Below are 5,349 nucleotides of genomic sequence, written 5' to 3' on the forward strand. Positions count from 1 at the left end.
CCGCAGGGCTCACCGCCTCGGTCCTCTACCTGGACACCGAGACCGCGAAGTTCGACCAGCAAATCAGTCTGGACGAGACCGGCGACGGCTTCGACGCCGACTTCTAGTACTCCACCGACCTGTTCGACCCGGTCACCATCGCGGGCTTCGCCGCCCGGCTGCGCATGGTGCTCGACACCGTCTGCGCCGACCCCGGCGTCCGCATCGGGGAGATCGACATCCTCGGCGCGGGCGAACGCGCGGTGCTCGCCGCCCGCAACGCCACCGGCCGCGAACTCGGCCCGCCCGCCACCCTGATCTCGCTGTTCCAGGAGCAGGCGGCCCGCACCCCGGAGGCGGTGGCGCTGTCGTGCGACGGCGGCCACCTCACCTACCGCGAGCTGTCGATCCGGGTGAACCGGCTGGCCCGCCTGCTCGTCTCCTTCGGCGCCGGCCCGGAAACCACCGTGGCCCTCGGCATCCAGCGTTCCACCGATCTGGTGGTCGCCATGTACGCGGTGCTGGCCACCGGCGCGGCCTACCTGCCGCTCGATCCCGAGCACCCGGCCGAACGCCTCGACCACGTGCTGGCCACCGCCCGCCCGGTCTGCGTGCTGACCCGCACCGGCGACGGTCTCGACCTGCCCGCGGGTCGCGACGCGCACCACCGGCCGGTGCTCGACCTGGACCGGCTGGACACCACCGCGTACTCCGCCGCCCCGCTCACCGACGCCGAACGGCTCGCCCCGCTGCGCACCGGCCACCCCGCCTACGTCATCTTCACCTCCGGCTCCACCGGCCGCCCCAAGGGTGTGGTCGTCGAGCACGCCGCCATCGTCAACCGGCTGCGCTGGATGCAGGCCCAGTACCGGCTCGCCGCCGACGACGTGGTGGTGCAGAAGACGCCCGCGACCTTCGATGTGTCGGTCTGGGAGTTCTTCTGGCCCCTCCAGGTCGGCGCGCGGCTGGTGCTCGCCGCGCCGGGCGGGCACCGCGACCCGAGGTATCTGGCCGAGCTGATCGCCGCCGAGGGCGTCACCGTCGCGCACTTCGTGCCGTCCATGCTGGCGGTGTTCGTCGCCGAACCCGCTGTGCGGGACTGTGGATCACTGCGCCAGGTGTTCTGCTCCGGCGAGGCGCTGCCCCCCGCCCCCGCGCACCGGCTGCGCGCGCTGACCGGGGCCCGCGTGCACAACCTGTACGGACCCACCGAGGCCGCCGTCGACGTGACCTTCCACGAGGTCACCGACGCCGACACCCACACCGTGCCGATCGGCCTCCCGGTGGCCAACACCGCCGTGCACGTGCTCGACAGCAGGCTGCGCCAGGTTCCCGCCGGGGTGCCGGGCGAGCTGTACCTGGCCGGCGCGCAGCTGGCCCGCGGCTACCTGGCCCGGCCCGGCCTGACCGCCGACCGCTTCGTCGCCGATCCGTTCACCCCCGGCGCGCGCCTGTACCGCACCGGCGATCTGGTCACCTGGTCCGCCGGCGGCGAGCTGGTCTACCTGGGCCGCACCGACTTCCAGGTGAAGCTGCGCGGCCTGCGCATCGAGCTCGGCGAGATCGAGGCCGCCCTGACCGATCTGGACGAGATCGCGCAGGCGGTGGTGGTCGCCCGCGGCGGCGAGCAGCTGGTGGCCTACCTGATCCCGGCGAACACCCATCCCTCGGTCACCCTCGACCTGGACGCGGTGCGCGCCGCGCTGGCCGTCCGCCTGCCCGCCTACATGCTGCCCTCGGCCTATGTGACGCTGGCCGAGTTCCCGCTCAACGCCTCGGGCAAGCTCGACCGGCGCGCCCTGCCCGAACCGGTCTTCGAGGCCGCCGCCTATCGCGCCCCGGTCACCGCCACCGAGCAGATCGTCGCGGCTGTCGTCGCCGGCCTGCTCGGCCGCGACCGGGTCGGCCTCGACGACGACTTCTTCGCCCTCGGCGGCAACTCGCTGACCGCCACCCGTCTGACCGCCCGCCTCGGCGCGGCCCTGGACGCCCAGATCCCGGTCCGGGTGATCTTCGAGGCCTCGACCGTGCAGACGCTGGCGCAACGGGTGGAACCGTTGCGCGGCACCGGCGCCCGCCCCGCCCTCACCGCGGGCCCGCGCCCGGACCGTATTCCGCTCTCGGCCGCCCAGCAGCGCATCTGGTTCCTCAACCGCTTCCTCGCCGACGCCGACGGCCTCGGCGACGCGGTGAGCAACATCCCCGTCGCCCTGCGGCTGTCCGGCGCGCTCGACGAGGCGGCTCTCACCGCCGCCCTGCGCGATCTGCTCGCCCGCCACGAATCGCTGCGCACCCTGCACCCCGCCGACGACGACGGCCCGCATCAGATGATCCTGCCCGCCGAGACCGCCGCCGCGCGGATGGCGCCGCTGCGCGCCGAACCCGTCGCCGAGGCCGAACTGCCCGCCCGGCTCACCGCGAGCATCGCCGAGGTCTTCGACCTGGCCACCGACATCCCGGTCCGCGCCGCGCTTTTCGCGCTGTCGGCCGATGAGCACGTGGTCCTGGTGGTCCTGCACCACATCTGCGCCGACGGCTTTTCCCTCGGCCCGCTGGCCACCGACCTCATGACCGCCTACGCCGCCCGCCGCGCCGGTGCGGCACCGCGCTGGCTGCCGCTGCCGGTGCACTACGCCGACTACACCCTGTGGCAGGCCGAACTGCTCGGCGACGACGCCGATCCCGCCTCCCGCGCCCACCGGGAACTGGAGTTCTGGCGGCGCACCCTCGACGGCCTGCCCGAACAACTCGACCTGCCGACGGACCGTCCCCGGCCGGCGGTGCCGAGCAATCGCGGCGCCACCCACCGGCTGCGCGTCGACGCCGACCTGCACAGCGAGCTGCGCGAGCTGGCCCGCAAGCGTGAGGCCACCCTGTTCACCACCGTGCACGCCGCGCTGGCGGTGCTGCTGGCCCGGCTGTCCGGCGCCGAGGACTTCGCCATCGGCACCCCGGTCGCCGGGCGCGGCGAGCAGGGCCTCGACGGCATGGTCGGCATGTTCGTCAACACCCTGGTGCTGCGCAGCCACATCGACCCGCGCGCCAGGTTCGAGACCGTCCTCGACGACACCCACCGCCGCGACCTCGAGGCCCTGTCACATCCCGACCTGCCGTTCGAGCGCCTGGTGGAGGTGCTCGCGCCGAGCCGCGCCCGCAACCGCCACCCGCTGTTCCAGGTCGCGCTGACCGTGCAGAACTTCACCGTGCCCGAACTGGAGCTGCCCGGCCTGCGGGTGGCCGAGCTGCCGCTCGAGGCGGTGGCCGCGGAATTCGACCTGCAGTTCACCGTGCGCGAGCACACCGACGCCGACGGCCGCGCCGACGGCATGGACGTCGAGATCACCTACGCCACCGACCTGTTCGACGCCGCCTCGGTCGCGCTGCTGGCGCGCCGGTTCACCCAGGTGCTCGACGGCGTCGCCGCCGACGCGACCGTGGTGGTCGGCGACATCCAGCTGCTGTCCGCCGAGGAACAGCACCGCGCCCTGTACGAGTGGTCGAGCACCGCGGGCGACCGGGCGGGCGAGATCACCGAGACCCTGGCCGACCGGTTCGCCGCCGCCGCGCCCCCCCCCCCCCCCCCCCGGGGGGGGGGCGGCGGGGGGGGCGCGGGGGCGGGGGGGGGCCGCCCCCGGCGGGCGCCGGGGGGGCCTTCACCCCCGAGCCCCGGCCCCCCCGGTTCGCCGCCGCCGCGCACCGCGACCCCGCCGCCGTGGCGGTGCGCGGCTGGGCGGGCGCGGGCGCGGGGGACTCGCTCACCTACGGCGAGCTCGACGCCAGGTCCAACCGGCTGGCCCGCAGGCTGGTCGCCGCGGGCGTCGGCCCGGAGAGCCTGGTCGCGGTCGCCATGGCCCGCACCCCCGACCTGGTCGTCGCCCTGCTCGCGGTGCTCAAGGCGGGCGGCGGCTACCTGCCGATCGACCCGAACTATCCGGCCGACCGCATCGAGTACATGCTCGCCGACGCCCGCCCGGTGTGCGCCCTCATCGGCCCGGGCAGCCCGCAGCTGCGGGAATGGTTCGACGGCCCGGTGATCGACCTCGCCCGTGACGTCGACCCGCGTTACCACTCCTCGGCCCCGCTCACCGACGCCGAGCGCCGCGCCCCGCTGCGCGCCGCCCACCCCGCCTACGTCATCTACACCTCCGGCTCCACCGGCAGGCCCAAGGGCGTGGTGATCCCGCACCGCAACGTGCTGCGCCTGCTGGACAACAGCGCCGGGTTGTTCGGCTTCGGCCCGGCCGATGTGTGGACGATGTTCCACTCCTACGCCTTCGACTTCTCGGTGTGGGAGCTGTGGGGCGCGCTGCTGACCGGCGGCCGGGTGGTGCTGGTCGACTACTTCACCTCCCGCTCGCCCGAGCAGTTCCGCCGCCTGCTGATCGAGGAGCGGGTGACCGTCCTCGACCAGACCCCCTCGGCCTTCTACCAGCTCGCCGCCGCGGACGCCGCGGCCGAGCCCGCCGACTACGCCCTGCGTTATGTGATCTTCGGCGGCGAGGCGCTGGATCCGCAGCGCCTGACCGGCTGGCAGCGCCGCTATCCGCACGGCCCGCGCCTGGTGAACATGTACGGCATCACCGAGACCACCGTGCACGTCTCGCACCGCGTCGTCGAACCCGGCGCAGGCTCGGCCAGCGTCGTCGGCGGCGCCCTGCCCGGCCTGACCGTGCGCGTCCTCGACGCCCGCCTGCGCCCCGTCCCGGTCGGCGTCCCCGGCGAGATCTACGTCTCCGGCGGCCAGCTGGCGCGCGGCTACCTCGGTCGCCCCGACCTCACCGCGGCCAGGTTCGTCGCCGACCCCTACGGCGCGCCCGGCGCCCTGGCCTACCGCTCCGGCGATCTGGCCCGCTGGACCGCCGACGGCGATCTGGAATATCTGGGCCGCGCCGACCAGCAGGTCAACCTGCGCGGCTTCCGCATCGAACTCGGCGAGATCGAAGCGGTGCTGCTCGACCAGCCCGAAGTGGCCGAAGCCGCCGTCGTGGTGCGTGGCGACGGGGCCGAGGACCGCATCGTCGGCTATGTCGTCGCGGTTCAGGGGTCCGCTCGCGCCGAGCTGGACACGCTCGCCCTGCGCGAGCGGCTGACCCGCCTGCTGCCCGAGCACATGGTCCCCGCCGCGCTGGTGCGCCTCGACCGGATTCCGTTGACCGTCAACGGCAAACTCGACCGCGCCGCCCTGCCCGCCCCCGTGTTCACCGGCACCGTCTACCGCGAGCCCACCGGCCCGTTCGAGCCCGTGATCGCGGGCGTGTTCGCCGAGGTGCTCTCCCGCCCGGCCGACGAGCCGGTCGGCGCGGACGACGATTTCTTCGCCCTCGGCGGCAGCTCGCTGCTCGCCGCCAACGCCGCCGCCCCCAACGCCGC

The 5,349-nt window shown here is 74.5% G+C and carries 1 pseudogene; it reads left to right on the plus strand.

Annotated elements, in window-relative coordinates:
• Nucleotides 1–338 precede the first annotated feature (338 nt).
• Nucleotides 339–5,349 (plus strand): annotated as a pseudogene (locus QH283_RS30340) (amino acid adenylation domain-containing protein); the annotation flags it as partial.

It is taken from the genome of Nocardia farcinica (assembly GCF_029867845.1).
GTDB lineage: Bacteria > Actinomycetota > Actinomycetes > Mycobacteriales > Mycobacteriaceae > Nocardia > Nocardia farcinica_A.